At 40.8% G+C, this 16977-nt stretch carries 16 protein-coding genes; 12 read left to right on the top strand and 4 right to left on the bottom strand.

Annotated elements, in window-relative coordinates:
• The first annotated feature begins 83 nt into the window (after window positions 1-83).
• From AC973_RS06625 to AC973_RS06615, 3 genes are all read left to right on the top strand, one after another.
• Window positions 84-1436 (top strand): ABC transporter substrate-binding protein, encoded by a 1353-nt coding sequence (locus AC973_RS06625; protein WP_048728958.1) that lies wholly within the window; start codon window positions 84-86, stop codon window positions 1434-1436.
• Between the two features lie 211 nt (window positions 1437-1647).
• The gene (locus AC973_RS09725) at window positions 1648-2943 is read left to right on the top strand and encodes an MBL fold metallo-hydrolase (RefSeq protein WP_082148260.1); all 1296 of its coding nucleotides are present in this window, start codon (window positions 1648-1650) and stop codon (window positions 2941-2943) included.
• A 22-nt stretch (window positions 2944-2965) separates the two neighbouring features.
• Entirely contained in the window at window positions 2966-4543 is a 1578-nt protein-coding gene (locus AC973_RS06615) for a bifunctional metallophosphatase/5'-nucleotidase (RefSeq protein ID WP_082148259.1), read from the top strand.
• 367 nt (window positions 4544-4910) lie between these two features.
• Here the strand turns inward: AC973_RS06615 and AC973_RS06610 are convergent, their stop codons facing one another.
• The 3 genes from AC973_RS06610 to AC973_RS06600 form a co-directional block, all read right to left on the bottom strand.
• Window positions 4911-6053, bottom strand: a complete 1143-nt coding sequence (locus AC973_RS06610) for a peptidylprolyl isomerase (RefSeq protein WP_048728956.1) — start codon at window positions 6051-6053, stop codon at window positions 4911-4913.
• A gap of 116 nt (window positions 6054-6169) precedes the next feature.
• Window positions 6170-6532, bottom strand: a complete 363-nt coding sequence (locus AC973_RS06605) for a YtxH domain-containing protein (protein ID WP_016897757.1) — start codon at window positions 6530-6532, stop codon at window positions 6170-6172.
• Window position 6533: 1 nt separating this feature from the next.
• Window positions 6534-6968, bottom strand: a complete 435-nt coding sequence (locus AC973_RS06600) for an HIT family protein (protein ID WP_026465462.1) — start codon at window positions 6966-6968, stop codon at window positions 6534-6536.
• A 215-nt stretch (window positions 6969-7183) separates the two neighbouring features.
• Here AC973_RS06600 and AC973_RS06595 point away from each other — a divergent pair, with 215 nt between their 5' ends.
• The 4 genes from AC973_RS06595 to trmB all read left to right on the top strand — a co-directional run bounded on the left by AC973_RS06595 (window position 7184) and on the right by trmB (window position 11117).
• The gene (locus AC973_RS06595; RefSeq protein ID WP_048728953.1) at window positions 7184-7930 is read left to right on the top strand and encodes an ABC transporter ATP-binding protein; all 747 of its coding nucleotides are present in this window, start codon (window positions 7184-7186) and stop codon (window positions 7928-7930) included.
• The gene (locus AC973_RS06590; RefSeq protein ID WP_048728952.1) at window positions 7911-9164 is read left to right on the top strand and encodes an ABC transporter permease; all 1254 of its coding nucleotides are present in this window, start codon (window positions 7911-7913) and stop codon (window positions 9162-9164) included. Before AC973_RS06595 ends, AC973_RS06590 begins: the two co-directional genes overlap by 20 nt.
• A gap of 139 nt (window positions 9165-9303) precedes the next feature.
• The gene (locus tag AC973_RS06585; RefSeq protein ID WP_048728950.1) at window positions 9304-10122 is read left to right on the top strand and encodes a phosphotransferase family protein; all 819 of its coding nucleotides are present in this window, start codon (window positions 9304-9306) and stop codon (window positions 10120-10122) included.
• 353 nt (window positions 10123-10475) lie between these two features.
• Window positions 10476-11117, top strand: a complete 642-nt coding sequence (gene trmB / locus AC973_RS06580) for a tRNA (guanosine(46)-N7)-methyltransferase TrmB (RefSeq protein WP_026465459.1) — start codon at window positions 10476-10478, stop codon at window positions 11115-11117.
• Window positions 11118-11165: 48 nt separating this feature from the next.
• Here the strand turns inward: trmB and AC973_RS06575 are convergent, their stop codons facing one another.
• Window positions 11166-11516 carry a hypothetical protein gene (locus AC973_RS06575; protein ID WP_016897751.1) on the bottom strand — a complete coding sequence of 117 codons (351 nt, stop codon included), beginning with the start codon at window positions 11514-11516 and terminating at the stop codon, window positions 11166-11168.
• A gap of 397 nt (window positions 11517-11913) precedes the next feature.
• On the opposite strand from AC973_RS06575, the gene ytpR reads away from it, so the two are divergent.
• From ytpR to AC973_RS06550, 5 genes are all read left to right on the top strand, one after another.
• Window positions 11914-12549, top strand: coding sequence for a YtpR family tRNA-binding protein (gene ytpR / locus AC973_RS06570; protein WP_065419877.1), 636 nt, complete (start codon window positions 11914-11916; stop codon window positions 12547-12549).
• A gap of 58 nt (window positions 12550-12607) precedes the next feature.
• The gene (locus AC973_RS06565; RefSeq protein ID WP_225968948.1) at window positions 12608-13474 is read left to right on the top strand and encodes a hypothetical protein; all 867 of its coding nucleotides are present in this window, start codon (window positions 12608-12610) and stop codon (window positions 13472-13474) included.
• Window positions 13467-14810, top strand: coding sequence for a UDP-N-acetylmuramate--L-alanine ligase (gene murC, locus AC973_RS06560; protein ID WP_048728944.1), 1344 nt, complete (start codon window positions 13467-13469; stop codon window positions 14808-14810). The genes AC973_RS06565 and murC overlap by 8 nt, the downstream gene beginning before the upstream one ends.
• 81 nt (window positions 14811-14891) lie before the next feature.
• Complete coding sequence (locus AC973_RS06555; RefSeq protein ID WP_048728939.1) at window positions 14892-15869, top strand: magnesium transporter CorA family protein; 978 nt, start codon at window positions 14892-14894, stop codon at window positions 15867-15869.
• Window positions 15870-15966: 97 nt separating this feature from the next.
• Window positions 15967-16869: a UTP--glucose-1-phosphate uridylyltransferase gene (locus tag AC973_RS06550; protein ID WP_048728936.1), complete on the top strand. Its 903-nt coding sequence runs from the start codon at window positions 15967-15969 to the stop codon at window positions 16867-16869.
• Window positions 16870-16977 lie beyond the last annotated feature (108 nt).

Here is a 16977-nt window from a genome sequence, read left to right as displayed (position 1 = left end):
TTACTTGTCATTATGAGCGTTATGAATTAAGTTCAGCATCAAAAATTGCTTAAGGGATTTTATCATAAGGAGAGAAGAAAATAATGAAATTAGAAGTGAAATGGTTAAAAGCGGGATTGGGATTATTGTCTGCAAGTTTATTATTAGTAGCATGTGGCAACGCTGGCTCAAGTGAGTCAGGGTCAAGTTCAACATCTGTCGACGCGCCTTCATCAGAAACATCTTCATCAGGTGCTGACGGGGAAAAAGTTGAGTTAACTTTCTGGCACGCTATGACTGGGCCACAAGGGGACGCGTTAACAAGATTAGTAAATGACTTTAACAAATCGCAAGACAAATATACCGTAGTAGAACAAAATCAAGGTGACTACAATACTTTGGCACAATCTGTGACGGCAGCAGCAGTTTCAGGTGATTTACCAACCATGTCTCAATTAACAGCGACTGATGTGGTGGAATATGCCTCAAATGACTTATTATTACCAATTTCAGATGACTTATTAGCGGCTAACGATTTTACTCAAGAAGATATCGACGATGTTTATGAAGGATTCTGGGGATCAACTCAATATAATGGTGAGCGTTATGCGATGCCATTCTCAAAATCAACGCGTGTCATGTACTACAACCAAGACTTATTAGATGAGTACGGAGTTGAGGTGCCAGAAACTTGGGAAGATGTGACTGCCCTTGGTGAATTAATGGTTGAAGCAGGCGACGATGCCTACGCTATGGGCTTTGAAAACGGCTTTGAAATGGAATGGGAAACAATGGCCCGCCAAAACGGATCAGACTTTATCGACGCTGAAGCGGGTACTGCTTCTGTTAATGATGAAGCGGCAGTTGAAGCTTTAACCATCATCAAAGATGCTTTAGACAATGGCTATGCACGTACTGCCGGTGAAGATGGCTACATGTCAACACCTTTTGCAAACGGCGCAACAGCCTTATATATTGGTTCTTCAGCAGGTATGGGCTTTGTTGAAGAAGGGGCTGCTGAATCAGGTATCAACTGGGCGGTAGCAGAAATTCCAACATTAAATGACACAGAATTAACCTTGTTTGCAGGGAACGATTTAGGTCTATTCGCTGATGCTTCTGAAGATGAACAAGCAGGATTTGTGGCCTTTACAAACTTCCTATTAGAACCTGAAAATACAGGCTTCTGGTCAATGGAAACAGGTTACTTACCAGTTCGTCAATCAGCTTTAGAAGATGAAACTTACGCGACTTACCTAGAAGAAAACCCACAATACCAAGCGGCAACTGAAGAGCTAGCATATGGTACGTCATCAGAAACTTTCGTTGGCTACGGCGAATTCCGCAACCAAGTGGTCGCGGTAATGGAAGAAATCGCTGTAAATGGTGCCGACCCACAAGAAGTGTTGGATAACTTGCAAGCAGAAGTAGAAGAAATATTAGCAGACAACCAATAATGGTTGCACTGTGGTAAAAGGTGTGCAGACCTAACGGTTTTTGCACATATAGACAAGGGAACATACAGAGACAAAACTAGGTTCGAGCCCAATATTATGGCGAATTTGTGATTTAGCGCCTATCCGCCTAAATGCATAAGAAGAGTACTGTGTTATTTTTCAAACATCCCCTCTTTGCGGTGGCTCTTCTACCTTAAGAAAGGAGACCGGTATGACAACATTTCAAATATGGAGTGGCATTGAAACAATCGGTGGCAATATCGCGGAAATTAGTACCTACCAAGCTAGGGTCATTTGTGATTTTGGCTTAAGCGGTGGGGCCAATAAAGACCAACCACTAGAGAATTTAACAGACTTAGAAAGTACCTTGGTAGAAGGGAAATTGCCACAAATTCCAGGTTTATTTGATACCAGCGATTTTCAAACAATCCAGCTAGCAGGTGTTGAAAACCAAGAATTGAAGCAAGCGATTTTCATCTCCCATCTCCATATCGACCATATGGGCGGGTTAAAATTCCTGCCAGCTGAGGTTGAAGTTTACTTGACCAAAGATTCGCTCACCTTATATGAAGCCTTGATTGAGGTAGGCGATGAAGTGGCGCCAGTTGCCAAATTACATGGGGTCGACTACGGTGAAGTAGTGAGGATTGGGGACATTCAAGTTTTTTTCCAGGAGTCAGACCACGATATCAAAGGAATTGCGGGCATTTTTATCCAAACGCCTGAAGCCAAATTTGTCCATACGGGCGACTTTCGTTTGACGGGCTACCATCCTGAAAAGGTTGACCAGTTAGTAGAGGCTATCAATCACTTTGAACCGGATTATGTCTTCATTGAAGGGACCTCATTCTCTTTTGATGTGGAAGAAGACCGGATCACTTCAGAAGCTGATTTGTTGGACGATTTAAAAAAGGGTTTGACCGAATATGCCAATGATTTAATTGTCTTTAACCCTTATATGCGAAACGTCGAGCGTATTCACTATTTTAATCAAGCAGCAAAGGTAGTAGGTCGACAGCTGGTTCTTGAACCAGCTTATGCCAAGGTCTACCAGGCCTTTTACCCGGATGTGGATTTTCTGATATTGTCCGGCGATTTGTCAAACGATGTGGGTTCTAGTTTGGAAAATAAACCGGGCTACATCAGCCTAAGATCACTGAAAAAAGACCCAGAATTGTATCTTTTACAAAATGCTTTTGAAAATATTTCAATCTTGGCAGACTTAAAACCAGCGATTTACCTACATACAAATGGGGAGCCAATTGGAGAATATATGCTAGCTTATAGCCAAATGATTGCTTATTTACAAAGTATAGACATCCCCTTCGTGTCATTTGGGGTCAGTGGTCACGCTAACCAGACGGATTTACTCTATATCGCCAATCGAATTCGGACAAAAAATATCATTCCTTGGCATACATTCAAACCGGATTACTATGGTAAACTAATAGCAAATTTAGGGTTGCAAGTTGTATATCCGAAATATAAGAAAAGCTATATAGTTTAAGGGGGGGATCCTCATCAAACAGGTGACAATTTTTCAAACGAGTGATATTCACGGGTATATCTATCCTACAAGTTACTTGGCTAGAGAAGAAAACCAGCCATTTGGCCTGTTAAAGGTCAATGAAAACTACTTACGAGAGAAAGGTCGCTTGGCCGATAAAAGTAGTTTACTGATTTCTACAGGAGATATAATTCAAGGATCGCCACTAACCCATTACCTACAAAAGCACCGCCATTCAGCGGCAGCCATTGTAGAAAATATGAATCGGATGGGTTACGACATGGCGGTGCCGGGAAACCATGAATTCAATTACGGGCAAGAATACCTGTTGAATTCATATCAAATCGCACAATTTCCCATTCTGTGCGCTAATATTTTAGACGACACTGACCAACCATTTTTCGGTCAACCCTATAAAATATTTGAACGCAATGGGATTAAGATTGCCGTTTTGGGGCTAACCACTCAATGCATTCCCAACTGGGAGCATCCTGCCCATATCACTGGCCTGCAGTTTAGGTCAGCTGTTGAAACAGCCAAGGAATACGTGCCCGTGTTAAGCAGTATGGCTGACGTAGTCGTTGTCGCTTACCACGGAGGCTTTGAGTGTGAACTAGACACCCTTGAACCAGTAGAACAAGGCGCCGGGGAAAATGAGGGTTACGCCTTAACCCATGAAGTGCCAGGGATTGATGTCTTATTAACTGGCCACCAACACAATGAAATTGCCCGCGTCGTGAACGGTGTGGCAGTTGTCATGCCAGGAGACAAAGGCCGCCATCTTGGTAAAGTTACATTAGACTTAAACAAATACGATGGCGATGAGCACTGGACCTTAGTAGATGCAGTGCCTGAATTAATAAGCTCGACCGTGGACACACCAATTCAAAAAGAAGCCGCCGCAAGATTAGCGGACCTACAAGCAGAAATTGAAAACTGGTTGGACCAACCGGTAGGGACCATTCAAGGGGACATGAAGATTGACAGTGTGGATATGGCCCGCATCCATGATCATCCATACGTCGAATTTGTCCACCGGGTACAGAACTATTACGGGCAAACAGAAATCTCGGCGGCAGCCTTATTTAATAATGATGCCAAGGGATTTCCAAACGCAGTAACCGTCCGTGACGTACTCAATAATTACCCATTCCCTAACACCTTGGCAGTGGTTAAAATCACCGGAGCAGAATTGAAAGCAGCTATCGAGCAATCAGCGGAATTTTTCATTTTGAATGAAGACCAAGAAATCGTCATGTCTAAAGATTGGCTATATCCCAAACCAAAGCCCTATAATTATGACATGTATGAAGGGATTGACTACATCATTGATGTATCAAAGCCAATTGGTCAACGGGTAACCAAATTAAACTACCACGGCCAGCCATTGGATTTAGAAGCTGAATTCGAAGTGACCCTCAACCAGTATCGGGCTGTAGGCGGCGGTGACTATCACATGTTTGATTCATCAAAAATTGTCCGTGAAGTCAACCTGGAGATAAACCAATTGATCGCTCACTACCTTGAAACACATCAAGAAATCAAAGCCACTTGTAACAACAATTTCCAAGTGGTGAACGGCAATAATTGTCCAGAATAGTAACAACGGGATACCTCGTTTAAGGGGTATTCCGTTTTTTATTATGCTAGCTAAAAGTATGCGAATTAAACCTAAATGTGATATGGAGGATTAATGAGTTTAGACTTATTCGACGCAGTTTACATACGCGCAACACGTACAAAAATCAGTCCCTTATTGATATCGACGATGAAGTAGCTGATTTAGGCAAAATGGCAACTGATAATCAAGTTGTATTCTTCATGGCAGACAGTTGTCTACTTCAAAATAGTTTGCAAATATCATTACATAAAGTTCTGCCGAAGGCTGATGAATAGATAGAAGAATTAGTCATCAAAAAAGCCCATCCGAAACCGGATGGACTTTCCATTTAGGTATGTCTGTTAGCTTATTCAGCTGAAGATGATGCTTCGCTTGAAGTTGATTCTTCGTTAGGAGATTCAGTTGAAGAAGACTCTGTTGATGATTCCTCTGTGCTAGATTCTTCTGAAGATGATTCTTCTGAAGTTGATTCTTTGCTAGAAGATTCAGTAGATTCTTCGCTTGATGCTGCAGATTCGCTAGCAGCTGATTCACTTGCTGCGGCAGCTGACTCAGCTTCAGCATCTAATGATTCTTGTTCTTCTTCAGTGATGATCACGTCATCTAGCGCAGTCTTCAAGTCATCGTCTTTAATGTCGATGTTGTGAGCTGTCATGATGTCAGAAACGATACCAGCAACTAAAGTAGAATCAGTTAATTTTTCAGCAATAATAGATTCTTTCAGTTGTTCAGTTTCGTCTTCTAGGGAACCTTTTTCAGGTTTTTCGTCCATCTTGATAATGTGGTAACCGTAGTCAGTTTCAACTGGTGTAGTTGTGTACTCGCCTTTAGCTAGTTCTTGTGCTGCTGCGAAGAATGTTTCATCTAAACCAGAATCAGCATTAACTTCACCTAATGAACCACCCTTTTCAGCAGATGCTGTATCTGTTGAGTTTTCAGTTGCTAATTCAGCAAAGTCCGCACCATCATCTAATTGAGCAATTAAGTCATTAGCAGTTTTTTCATCATCCACTAAGATATGTGAAACAGTGAATGAAGGTGTGTAATCATCGTAGGCTGTTTGAATTTCTTCGTCAGTCACTTCGATGTATTTAGATACAGATTCACTCATTAATTTGTAGTAGTAAACTTGGTGTTCGTAGTCTTCACGGTCTGAGAAACCAGAAGATGCCAATACAGTATTGAATTCGTCTTCTCCGCCATAAGTAGCGACTAGCGTTTCAACTTCAGTTGTTGCTTCTTCTTTTAATTCTTTAGCTCGGTCATCGCCGACTTCGTTTACGAATACTTCTTCCATAATTAATTCTTGCAATACGGTGTTACCGTATGTTGATTTTAATTCGGCTTGTAGTTCTTCGTTGGTTACTTCAACACCATCACCAGTTGCAACGGCGCTTGAACCATCACTTGAGCCAGTTGAGCATGCTGCTAGGGCAACAGTACTTAATAAGGCAATTGAAGTAAGTTTGAATTTCTTACTAATCATCATTTTCTCGATTCACTCCTGTCAAATCTTCATAATACAAGTCTTAATATAGCATACCAAAAATGCTATACACAATGATTCAGAAGATTAATCAAGAAATCTTCATATTTAAAACATCATTAAAAATCAGTGTTTTTCTCGTTAGCACGGATATCCGCTGCCGATAAGTCATTTTGTAGTTTTGCCACTTGTTTTTGAATTTCTGAAATTTGTGGGACTGCTGATTGGTTGAAATCATTAATTGCTAGTGTGATTTCGTCGCGGGCAACTTTTGCAGAAGATAAGCCTTGTTGAGCTAAATCTGTAACTGCATTTTGTGCTTGAGCGATTGAGCCAGTTAGATCATTGGCTGCAAAAGTGACATCGTCTAAATAGTTTTTCAAACGTTCTCTATTTTCAGTACCTGAGTGTGGTGTTTTTAATAGGGCGTAGCCTGCACCAGCAATGGCGCCAAATAGAATACCAGTAATAAATTTTTTCATATTATCCCTCGATTTGTTGGTTGATTGTGTTGGTAATGTTCTTCAAGTCTTCATCAGAGTATGTGCCTTCTTGGGCTGGTTCCCATTTCAAACCAAAGCCGTCACTTTCCCCGTTGTATCTAGGGATTAAATGGACGTGTGAATGGAAAACAGACTGGTAGGCCATCTCGCCGTTGTTGTTTAAAATGTTTAAACCTTGCATATCTGAGAAGGCATCTTTTAATGCGTTGGCAACTAATGGGATGCGTTTGAAGACTGCGCCAGCGTCATTTGATGAGTAGCCGAAAATGTCTTGAATGTGTTTTTTAGGTACCAGTAAGGTATGGCCTTTTGTAACTTGGCTCATATCTAGGAAGGCTATCACCACTTCGTCTTCGTAGACTTTGTTTGTGGGGATTTCACCGTTTGCAATTTTACAGAAGATACAATTATCCATGAATAGTCCTCGCTTTCAATATTGGGTTAACTTTGGCCGTGTTAATTCATCGCATTTACTTGGAAATAGTGTTAAATTAAAGGCTATAATTATATTAATTTTAACATAAATGATGGGAAGGGAACAATTTCAGTGCTATGCTAGATTGGAAATGATTTCTTTATCATTAAACTTAAATGCTAGATTAAATCTAGATCAATAAAAGGATGAACAAAATGACATTAACAGTTAAAGGACTTACAGGGGGCTATTCTAGTCAACCTGTACTAAAAGATATTAATTTTGAAATTGCATCAGGTGAAATTGTTGGCCTGATTGGGTTAAACGGTGCGGGTAAATCGACTACCATTAAACATATTATTGGCCTGATGCGGGCGATGAAGGGTGAGATTGCTATTGATGGTCATCAGTTAACCGATGATGCCAATGCATACCGTCAATCCTTCACTTATATTCCTGAAATGCCGGTACTATATGAAGCCTTAACTTTGAAGGAACATATTGAATTAACGGGTATGGCCTACGGTTTAGGGAAGGAAGAGGCACTAAGAAATGCCCAACCTTTACTAGAAACCTTTCGTTTAGATAAACGGTTAGATTGGCTGCCGATTCATTTTTCAAAAGGAATGAAGCAAAAGGTGATGATTGTCTGTGCCTTCCTAGTGGAGACGTCTTTATATGTAGTGGATGAACCGTTTCTTGGTTTGGACCCACTGGCTATCCATGATTTTATCGATACATTGAAAGCCAAACGTGATGCGGGTGCGTCGGTATTGATGACCACTCATGTCTTAGCGACAGCTGAACAGTATTGTGACCGATTCTTATTCTTGGCGGACGGTGAGTTAGTGGCGGCAGGTACTTTAGATGAAATCCGAGTGCAATATCAACTGCCAGGAGCTACTTTAGATGACCTATATTTACACTTAGCGAAGGGGGCAGATGACCATGCGTCTGCTTGATACTTACCAGAAACGTCGGCAAGAAGGGCAAGATTTATTTCTAAAGAATGCTAAATATATTTTTAATGACCATGCCGTAATCGTCCTCTTCTTCCTATTTGGCGCATTGGCTTACCAGTATTCCAACTGGCTATCAGGCTTGTCACAAGGATTGGTCGGGGTTTGGGTCCACGTAATTTGGGCGGTTCTGATGACGGTTGGGGTATTTATTACCGGTGTGGCTTCACATATTGTGGCAGCAGACTTGGTCTTTCTCTTACCTATGGAGTCGAAATTTACGGACTGGTTCCGGTCAGCCTTGAACTATTCATTACTGTTACCGAGTGCTATGATTATCCTGTTGATTGCTGCTTCTTACCCACTTCTGATGGCTATGGTGGGCTATTCGATTTTTGAATTGATTGTCTTGGCCGTGATTTTGATTTGCTTTAAGACCGCCCACTTAAATACTATTTTGGAAAGCTGGCATTATACCAGCGACCGGGTGATTAAAATTCACAAGGCAATCTTGTATCTAGCAGTTTTTATCACGCTATTATTAGCTTCCTTTGTGACACCATATCTCTGTTTAGGCGTTGCACTGCTGTATTTAATCGCCATTCATTTTACCGGGATTCGTCCTTTTTCAGATGGGAAAAAGGGTTGGCACTGGGATAAGATTGTCGCAGTGGAACAAGACCGTCAGCAACAAATAAAGCGCGGACTGGCCTTGTTTGTAAATATGCCACAAGATGCCGTTTCAAGTAAACGACGCAAGTATTTGGACGGCTTTATTAAAGGGATCAACCGTGGGGACAATCCTTACGCTTACTTATACAGTCGGGCCTTTTGGCGGGCGAGTGATTATTTCCCACTTTGGGGCCGGATGACTTTAGTAGGGATTTTGTATTTGGTCTTTGTAACCAATAGTCACTGGTTGAACTTAGTGGTGATTTTATTGATTCAATACTTCAGCCATTTCCAAATTTTACCTATGGCTAAGAAAATCAACCAACATGTCTTATTGCAGGTCTACCCAATGGATCAAAGTTCACAGGTGACTGGCTTTAAACAGATGATGGCTCAGCCAATTTGTACGCAAATTGTATTATTTGCTGTAACGAGTTTGCTTACCCACGATTGGATTTTTGCCGGTGCAGTGTTACTTTCTACCATTATACTAGGCTTATTCTTTCTTTATCTCTATTTACCGCGTTTTATCCGCAAGAAAGAAAAAAAGGTTAGAATACGCTAAGTCTGTTGACTAAGTCCTGTTTTCCAACTAAAATAACTAGTACTCAAGAAAAAAGGAGTAAGCATCTCAAGGGGGAGTCGCTGCTCACTTTTTTCATTTATACAGTAAGTTAACACTACTTGGGCAAAAGAGAGGAGGAATGGTTTTGGAATACAAATTTGATCGCGAGTGGATTCTCGAACCCATTGGAGGGGATACTGGTCAAGCCTATGTTGGCTATAATGACGCCAACGATGAACGTGTATTTTTAAAACGTAATTCTTCACCCTTGTTAACCATCTTGTCGATGGAAGGTTTTGCGCCCAAGTTGAAATGGACTAAGCGTGAGTCTAGCGGGGACATTATGACAGCCCAAGATTGGGTGTCTGGTAATGTTTTGTCGCATTTTGAAGTGGCTCAATTGCCGGTAGTCAAATTGATGTATCGTTACCACCATTCGGATAATTTATATAACATGCTGGTTAAAATCGACGGCGAGGTTTACGAGCCAGACCGCTTTTTACAGGATTATGAAAGTGATTTGGCAAAAGAATTACGTCACCACCAGTTACTAGCCGAGGTGACTACTTGTCTATGGGACACTCTTCATTTGGTTGATGGGGTCCGCAAAACGGTGTGTCACGGAGACTTGAACCGCCGGAACTTTATCCGAGCTGAGGACAATCAGTTATATCTAGTGGACTGGGAAATGGTGAAAATCGCTGATCCTATTCTAGATATCAGCCAATTGTTGGTGCAATATGTTGATTTTAAAAATTGGGATGTCTGGTTTGACTTATATGGCTTACACATTACATACGATATTTACCAACGTATTGAATGGTATTCGATGTTGAATCTCTTGAATATGATCAAAAAAGACTTCAGAGAAAATCGGATGATTGCCATGAACCATAAAATCTTAAAATTAAAACATATCTACAACAACCGTTACTTACATCAAGTAGGGGAAATGTAAGGAAGGTGTAACAAAGTCGTTAAAACTCGACGCTTCTATCGCATTTAGGAGAGTAAACGCTAAAGCGTAAACTCTCTCATAAGTTGGACCAAAATCGGGTTTGACCCTCCAGAAAGGACTGCTTTTCAGATTAGATTGCAAAGTTTCCTTTCTTGGCGTCGGCTCTTACACCTTCAAAAGCCGAACAATTACTGCGAGTAATTGGCGCATTTTGGGAAGTGTCGGAAGAACTTGACTTATGAAGCCCAATATAAGACCGTTATTGGCCAAAAAAAGGGGGATGTGAACTTCATGTCACGTCTCTTTTTTCTTGGAACGACATCATTTATAAAACAAATCATTAGGAGGATATTATGCGCGTAAGAAATAAACCGTGGGCAAAGGACGCCATGGCAGAACATAGAGAATATGTCATTTTAGAACCGGAAACAATGCAGGGGAAATGGCAATCTGAATTTAAAAACGACCATCCTGTTCATTTAGAAGTGGGAACTGGTAAGGGGCAATTCATTATTGAGATGGCCCGCCGTAATCCAGACGTGAACTTTATTGGTCTTGAATTACAAGATTCAGTATTAGTGATGGCGATGGAGAAAGCTTTGGAAGGTGAAGTGTTACCTAATTTACGCTTTATTTTAGGGAATGCCCTTGAACTATCTACTTATTTTGAAGAGGGTGAAGTGGCCAAGTTATTCTTAAACTTCTCTGATCCATGGCCAAAAGCGCGTCATGCGAAACGTCGTTTGACTTTTAAAACCTTCTTGGACCAATATAAACATGTCTTACAAACAGAAGGTTACCTGCAATTCAAAACGGATAACCAAGGATTATTTGAATATTCACTGACTTCAATGTCACAGTATGGGATGGATTTCTTAGAAATTTCGTTGAACTTGCATGAGTCGGATATTGAAGGCAATGTCCAAACAGAGTACGAAGAAAAATTCTCAGCCCGTGGCTTTAGAATTAACTATATGTTGGCTAAATTTAAATAGAAAAAATGAGGGACTGTGACTTCAATTGTCATAGTCCCTCAATTATTCTTACAGCTTATAAAAATCTAGAAAGTTGCCGGTACTTGGGTCTGCCATAAATTCGTATTGAACTAATTCGTTGTCTTCTGTACGAGAGATTCCGCCGTAGAAGACTTCTTGTTTTTGGCCAAAGCGTTCTGCTTGAATGGGTTGTAATTCAATCCAAGAACCTTCGATGGTACCTGGGTCGGTGAATAGGGCTTTGGCTTTTTGAAGGACGTCATTGCCGTCTACTTTTTTAGAATGGTCGGCTACTAATGCGCCCACAACGCCACCGATAACTAGTCCGCATCCAAATAGGAAACCTGCTAGTAGGACGTCGTCACGTTTTGTTGGTTGTTGGTTGTATTGATTAGACATATAATCGCTCCTTTGTTGTCTGAAGGTTGAATAAGTGAATCTATTTCGATAAGTGATCATGAACATATTATAACAATCATGGCTGGCAAAATATAGTTTTACCTATTCATAATTGTTTGGCGTATATGGCGGATTTGATTTTGTGAAGTGATTTCAAATAATGGCGGAACCATTTATGCCATGGTGGAAAGGCTTGGCTGTCGGGGAAAATGATTATTTTTCACAGTCTATTATTATTTGCACTTTTATGACTAGGAGTATATAATCGAGTAGAATATTATACGTTTTAATAGGACATTACCGGTCTAGTTGATGACTAGGCTTTTTTATTGGTTTATGTCGTAAGTTTTACTTAATTTTATTTTAAAAAAGAAATATGAAGGGGATTTTAACGAGTATGTGGATTAGTATATATAATCGAGATGGCGTCGGTGACGTTATCATGTTTTCCAAAGGGACATTAACGAGAGATCGTATTGCGACTTCAACAGTTGGAGATGTGACGCGTATTTTCAATAATGAAACGAAAGAAACAATGGGTTACAATATCCAAAATATTTCTAAAATGATTCAAATTGAAGGAAAGGGGCGTGTTCATTTAAGTCAAACACAATTAGACTTAATCAACCAATCCTTATATGAACAAGGTTTTGATACTATTCCTTTCAATGATAATCCGCGTTTAGTCGTGGCTGAAGTTTTAGAAGTGAAGGATTTAGAAGGTTCTGACCACTTGCATATTACGCAAACCAAAATTGGCCCAGATGAGGTTGTTCAAATTGTTTGTGGTGCGCCAAATGTCCGCGAAGGGATGTTTGTAGTGGCGGCCTTGCCAGGGGCTGTAATGCCAAATGGTCAAGTGATTTGGGAAGGTGAACTGCGTGGCGTTTCAAGCTACGGTATGTTAACTTCTGCATTTGAATTAGGTGTCGACCCTGAACATGTACGAAAAGGTATCCTTGAAATTAAAAATGACGTGCCAGTTGGGACATCATTTGATAAAATTAACAGTGAACATTTCGTTGAAGCTTAGCAGATATTATACGGTCTGATTAGGCAAACTATACATGTATTGTGTTGGGGGTGAGTAGTTGAGTCGAGAGCATGACAAACTGAGACATTCTAAGGATAAATGGCAGCGATTTGAAGAGAAGTCCGCAAATCAGCCTGAACAATTTGTCCCATTTTATCATAAGGAGAATGATTCTTTGTTACACGAGAAAAATGACAATCCAATTACTTTCCCCAATTACATGAACTGGTATAACCAGGGGGAGGACCAATCTTCTGGACGGCAAATTCCGCCTAAAAAGACCTATCAAAGAGAGGGTCAAGGAGACGACCGTCAGCAGATGGATTATTATCTAGCCGAAAAAGATCATAATCACCGCTACCAACCTTCATATGGGCATTTTAAATACGCCAGCAATGAGGAACGGGACACCACAAAACCAGTTGAAGATTCAGGGGTGCAAGAGGTTTTTAAAGCGGTCAATGTGGATGACAAGCGCCAGCAAAAATTGGACCGTTTACGTCAAGAGTTGCAGGAATATCAAGATTACCAATTCCGCAGACCTTTTCAACCGAATGATTTGCCGACAAATTGGACCAGTAACCGCCAAGATGCCAAGGCTGCTCGGTCATCCAAACGCAGCCATTTTCATTTTGAAGAGGCGGTTTCTGAACCTAAAGGATTCCAAGAAAAACGGCAAGCAACACCGGTTTCTGAAACCACGCCTGCAAGGGCCACTGTCCCTAAACGAGGGCATTTAAACCGTGGTCTGCAGAGTATTATGGCAGAGGAACCAGGGGGAAGCTTTAACCAGCCAGGAAGACAAGCTAAGTCGGGACATTATTCCTATTTTCCAGGCCAGGACAAGCCATCATTGACCCCATATTTAAAGAATAAACAAGCACAATCTAATCGAGGAAATGGAGATTTTAACGAGCATGAATAAAGAATTAACGTATTACTTCACAGGGATTAAAGGATCAGGCATGAGTGCCTTAGCCTTAATCTTGCATAATATGGGCTATAAGGTTCAGGGTTCAGACCAAGAAACTTACTTCTTTACCCAAAGGGGTTTAGAGAAAGCTGGTATTGAATTACTACCTTTTAACGCTGACAACATCCAAGAAGGTATGTTTATCATTTGTGGGAACGCTTTTGGCGATGACCATCCTGAAGTTGTCCGTGCGAAAGAATTAGGTCTTGACGTGATGCGCTACCATTTCTTCCTTGGTGAATTAATCAAAGACTACACTAGTGTAGCGATTACTGGTTCTCACGGGAAAACATCTACCACTGGTTTGATGGCACACGTGATGCGTGGTTTACAACCAACTAACTTCCTAATCGGTGATGGTACTGGTGCTGGTCAAGAAGACGCTGAATACTTTGTGTTAGAAGCGGACGAATACCGTAAACATTTCTTAGCTTACCACCCAGACTACGCGATTTTTACTAATATCGATTTTGACCACCCTGACTACTATGAAAACATTGACCAAGTATTTGCAGCGAATACGACTTTTGCTCACCAAGTGAAGAAAAAAGTCATTGCATACGGTGGCGATGCTTACTTACGTCAATTTGCTGACCAATCTGACTTGGATGTTTGGTACTACGGTCTTGAAGGTGGCGACAACCATATTGTGGCTTCAAATGTCGATCTAGCTACTGATGGCTCTCATTTCGATGTGCATGTAATGGGTGAATACTATGGTCATTTTGACATTCCAACGTTCGGTGAACATAATGTGATGAATGCTTTATCTGTGATTGGTTTCTGCTACTTCGAAAACTTCCCAGCAGACCGTGTTGCAGAAGAATTACGTACTTTCGGTGGGGTTAAACGTCGTTTCTCTGAGAAGAAAATTGGTGATATGACTTTAATCGATGACTATGCTCACCATCCATCAGAAATCAAAGCGACGATTAATGCTGCCCGTCAAAAATACCCGAACAAGAAGATTATTTCTGTCTTCCAACCACATACTTTCAGCCGTACCATTGCTTTAATGGACGAATTTGCGGGTGCGTTGGACTTGTCAGATGACGTTTACCTATGCGAAATTTTTGCCTCTGCGCGCGAGAAAGACAACAAGCAAGTGTCTGTTTCTGACCTAGCTAATAAGGTAACAAAACCTGTGCAAGTATTACCGTTGGAAAATGTATCACCATTATTAGACTATGATGATGCAGTCATGATCTTTATGGGTGCTGGCGATATCATGAAATTTGCTTACGCGTATGAAGACCTATTGGCAGAGAGCCAATCAACTATCCACTAGAATAAAAGAATTGAAAGGTCGGCTTTGTGCTGGCCTTTTTGCGAAGAGAAAGATTTTTATCAGCCTTGAGAGGAGGATTAGATGGTTTACCAAAAAGTGATTCAATTTGACCAAGAGAACCAGTTTCAAGATGGCTTGGCCAATGAAATCAAGCAACTAACCTGGTTGCATTATGAAAATCCGGATAAGGGGGAAGTCCGGCAGGTGCTTGAAGACTACCACTTGCCAGTCCATTTCGGGGAGTATGTCTATGACCAGTTTGAAACGTCTTGGATTGAGTATTACCGAAATGATGCCGGCGACCTATTTACCTATATCATTATCCAGTATCCCTATGGTCATGAGGTAATTAGCGAGAATACCTATCATACAGCCCCGCTAGTGATTGTTATGGGCAAGGATTTGGTGATGACTTTTATGAACCATACCAACATGCCTTTTATGTTGGATATTCAGCGGTTAAATTTTCCTTCTGACTTTCCGATGACCTCTGCCTACGCATTTGTCATGTACATGTTTTATGAGGTGGCTCAGGCCCATATCGATGCGGTCACCATTATGCATGGCTTGATTAAGCAAGCTGAGGAGGAAGCCCGTCATTCTACTAAAAACAACGTGTCTTATGCCTTAATTAACGTCAATAAGGGGCTGGTATACTTATCCACCGCGGTCCATAATAATGCCAAGACTTTGAGCCGGATTAACCAATACTTTAACCAATTGGAAAACGACACCCGCTACCAGGAACGAGTCCTCAATAGGGTACAAATCGAGATGAACCAGGCAGTAACCATGATTGAAAACGACATGGCGCTCATTAATAAACTGAACGATATGCTGTCGAATGTCATTTCAAATAACTTGAACGATGTCATGAAACGGCTAACGGTTATTACCATTATTATGACCGTGCCGACGATTACAGCAGGTCTTTGGGGGATGAACGTAGCTTTACCACTTGAAGATAATGTCCACGGTTTTTCCATTATTTTAGTCGGTTCGATTATCTTGTCGGTTATTATTTACTTTATTATTGACCGAATCAATCTGTTTAAATGATTGCTTGGATTATAAATTTTTTGGAAAATGACCGTTTACCTTCCTAGTTGAAAGTAAATTATGCTAAGATAAAGATAGTATAATCAAGGAGGCTATTATGGCTAAACAACAGATTAAAAAAGCAGTAATTCCAGCTGGTGGTTTAGGAACGCGTTTCTTACCAGCGACTAAAGCGATGGCAAAAGAGATTATTCCAATCTTAGATAAACCATCCATTCAGTTTATTGTTGAAGAGGCAATTGAAAGTGGTATTGAAGAGATTTTAATTATTACCGGACGTAACAAACGTTCAGTAGAAGACCATTTTGATGCAAACTTTGATTTAGAAGACAACTTGAAGCAAAAACACAAAGATAAGTTGTTGAAGATGGTTGAAGACACGTCATTATTGAATATTCAATTCAAACGTCAGCACTATCCAAAAGGATTAGGGGACGCTATTTTCCAAGCGAAATCATTTGTTGGTGATGAACCCTTCTTATTACTATTAGGAGACGACATCGTGGTGAATGCGCCAGGTGAAAAACCATTATCAAAACAAATGATGGATTGCTACCAAACTAATTTAGCGGATGATGCCTTATTAATTGCTGGGGCTAGTGTACCAGCCAAAGAAACTTCTTCTTACGGGATTATGACGACATCTGGTGACGGCGAAGCGGGTATCTACAATATCGATAAATTTGAAGAAAAACCACAAAATGAAACCGAAGAAAAATTAGCGGCGATTGGTCGTTACATTCTACCACCAGAGATTTTCGATGCCATTGAAGCCATTCCAGAAAATTCTTTCTCAGGTGAAGTAGAACTAACAGATGCCATCAACCACTTAGCTAAAGGCGACAAGTTAAAAGCCTATGACTATCAAGGTGAATGGTATGAAGTGGGGGAACCATTAGGTTTACTAAAAGCCAGCATTCAATTCGCCTTACGTCACGAAGAAACAGCAGACGGTTTCCGTGAATACTTGAAAAACGACATTATCCCAACATTGAAATAACCGAACTTAAAAAGCAGTAGCGCGACTTCAATCGCGCTACTGCTTTTTTCGGTTCTATAATAAATAGTGTTGGTGAGATTCAATTGAGTCTCATCGGCACTATTTTTG

The organism is Carnobacterium sp. 1290_CSPC (genome assembly GCF_001053265.1).
Lineage (GTDB): Bacteria > Bacillota > Bacilli > Lactobacillales > Aerococcaceae > Aerococcus > Aerococcus urinaeequi.
This window is presented reverse-complemented; position numbering and strand designations above follow the sequence as displayed.

Bases quoted from the DNA above. Each gene is read 5' to 3' on its own strand.
- trmB (WP_026465459.1), top strand. From the start codon at position 10,476: ATGCGCGTAAGAAATAAACCGTGGGCAAAGGACGCCATGGCAGAACAT.
- AC973_RS06605 (WP_016897757.1), bottom strand. From the start codon at position 6,532: ATGAAAAAATTTATTACTGGTATTCTATTTGGCGCCATTGCTGGTGCA.
- AC973_RS06625 (WP_048728958.1), top strand. From the start codon at position 84: ATGAAATTAGAAGTGAAATGGTTAAAAGCGGGATTGGGATTATTGTCT.
- AC973_RS06610 (WP_048728956.1), bottom strand. From the start codon at position 6,053: ATGATGATTAGTAAGAAATTCAAACTTACTTCAATTGCCTTATTAAGT.
- AC973_RS06595 (WP_048728953.1), top strand. From the start codon at position 7,184: ATGACATTAACAGTTAAAGGACTTACAGGGGGCTATTCTAGTCAACCT.
- AC973_RS06550 (WP_048728936.1), top strand. From the start codon at position 15,967: ATGGCTAAACAACAGATTAAAAAAGCAGTAATTCCAGCTGGTGGTTTA.
- AC973_RS06590 (WP_048728952.1), top strand. From the start codon at position 7,911: ATGACCATGCGTCTGCTTGATACTTACCAGAAACGTCGGCAAGAAGGG.
- AC973_RS06600 (WP_026465462.1), bottom strand. From the start codon at position 6,968: ATGGATAATTGTATCTTCTGTAAAATTGCAAACGGTGAAATCCCCACA.
- murC (WP_048728944.1), top strand. From the start codon at position 13,467: ATGAATAAAGAATTAACGTATTACTTCACAGGGATTAAAGGATCAGGC.
- AC973_RS06555 (WP_048728939.1), top strand. From the start codon at position 14,892: ATGGTTTACCAAAAAGTGATTCAATTTGACCAAGAGAACCAGTTTCAA.
- AC973_RS09725 (WP_082148260.1), top strand. From the start codon at position 1,648: ATGACAACATTTCAAATATGGAGTGGCATTGAAACAATCGGTGGCAAT.
- AC973_RS06575 (WP_016897751.1), bottom strand. From the start codon at position 11,516: ATGTCTAATCAATACAACCAACAACCAACAAAACGTGACGACGTCCTA.
- AC973_RS06585 (WP_048728950.1), top strand. From the start codon at position 9,304: ATGGTTTTGGAATACAAATTTGATCGCGAGTGGATTCTCGAACCCATT.
- ytpR (WP_065419877.1), top strand. From the start codon at position 11,914: ATGTGGATTAGTATATATAATCGAGATGGCGTCGGTGACGTTATCATG.